This window comes from Psychrobacillus sp., from assembly GCF_056205495.1.
This window is the reverse complement of sequence record NZ_JBAEAP010000286.1, coordinates 1-1,776: the sequence shown is the minus strand read 5'-3', so window position 1 is coordinate 1,776 and position 1,776 is coordinate 1. Positions and strand designations below refer to the sequence as shown.

Here is a 1,776-nt window from a genome sequence, read left to right as displayed (position 1 = left end):
ATATGTAAGTTAATACTAGTGATACGTTAAACACCAAATTTTTTTAGGAGTGAATTTTTTGAAATTAAGAGAAAATATTCGTAATATAGCCATCATTGCCCACGTCGATCATGGTAAAACAACTTTAGTGGATCAGTTGCTTAAGCAATCGGGTACATTCCGTGAAAACGAACACGTTGAAGAACGTGCGATGGATTCTAATGCTATTGAAAAAGAACGCGGAATTACGATTCTTGCGAAAAATACAGCAGTTCAATATCAAGACACAAGAATTAATATCTTGGATACACCTGGTCATGCCGACTTTGGTGGTGAAGTAGAACGGATCATGAAAATGGTCGATGGCGTTTTACTTGTTGTCGATGCTTATGAAGGTTGTATGCCTCAAACACGTTTCGTGTTGAAAAAAGCTTTGGAACAAAAAATCACGCCTATCGTTGTCGTGAATAAAATTGATAAAGACTCTGCTCGTCCAGATGAAGTTGTCGATGAAGTTATCGACTTGTTCATCGAACTTGGAGCTGAAGAAGAGCAATTAGATTTCCCTGTAGTCTTTACTTCAGGTATTGCTGGAACAGCTAGCTTGGATTCAGATCCTGCTAAACAAGAAAAAGACATGACTCCATTATTCGAAACAATTATCGAAACGATTCCTGCTCCAGTCGATAACTCAGAAGAACCACTGCAATTCCAAGTGGCTTTACTTGATTACAACGACTATGTTGGACGTATTGGTGTTGGTCGTGTGTTCCGCGGAAAAATGCACGTAGGTCAGCAAGTTTCGTTGATGAAGCTTGATGGATCAGTTAAGCAATTCCGTGTAACGAAAATCTTTGGTTATATCGGCTTGAAAAAAGTTGAAATCCAAGAAGCAGTTGCTGGTGACTTAATCGCCGTTTCCGGTATGGAAGATATCAACGTCGGTGAAACGGTTTGCCCAGTAGAGCATCCTGATGCGCTTCCAATCCTACGTATCGATGAGCCAACTCTACAAATGACTTTCCTTGTAAACAACAGCCCATTTGCAGGCCGGGAAGGTAAATTCGTAACAGCTCGTAAAATCGAAGAGCGTTTGAAAAGCCAATTGCAAACAGATGTAAGTTTAAGAGTAGAAAACACTGATTCACCGGACGTATGGATTGTTTCAGGTCGTGGAGAGCTTCACCTTTCTATCCTGATTGAAAACATGAGACGTGAGGGTTATGAACTTCAAGTGTCTAAACCAGAAGTTATCGTCCGTCTTATCGATGGCGTACGTTGTGAGCCAGTTGAACGTGTTCAAATCGATGTTCCCGAAGAGCATACCGGTGCTATCATGGAATCGATGGGTGCACGTAAAGGCGAATTGTTAGATATGGTCAATAGCGGAAGCGGTCAAGTTCGTTTACTATTCACGATCCCAGCTCGCGGACTTATCGGTTATTCTACTGAGTTCTTAACGATCACTCGTGGTTACGGTATCATGAACCACTCATTTGACAGCTACCAACCAATGGCGCAAGGCCAAGTTGGCGGAAGACGTCAAGGTGTATTAGTATCTATGGAATCAGGAAAAACAACACAATACGGTACTATGCAAGTAGAAGACCGTGGTGTCATTTTTGTTGAACCAGGTACTGACATTTATGAAGGTATGATTGTCGGCGAACATAATCGTGATGCAGATTTAACGGTTAATATCGTTAAAGCAAAACAAATGACAAACATGCGTTCAGCGAATAAAGATCAAACTAAGTCGGATCGTAGCCATGTCGTTCTGTGAGCCAAGGAGTTGAT

General features: G+C 41.3%; 1 pseudogene. It reads left to right on the top strand.

The features are described from left to right. Positions 1-58: 58 nt before the first annotated feature. A pseudogene (gene typA, locus AC06OU_RS08390) lies at positions 59-1,738 on the top strand (translational GTPase TypA); the annotation flags it as partial. Between the last annotated feature and the right edge of the window lie 38 nt (positions 1,739-1,776).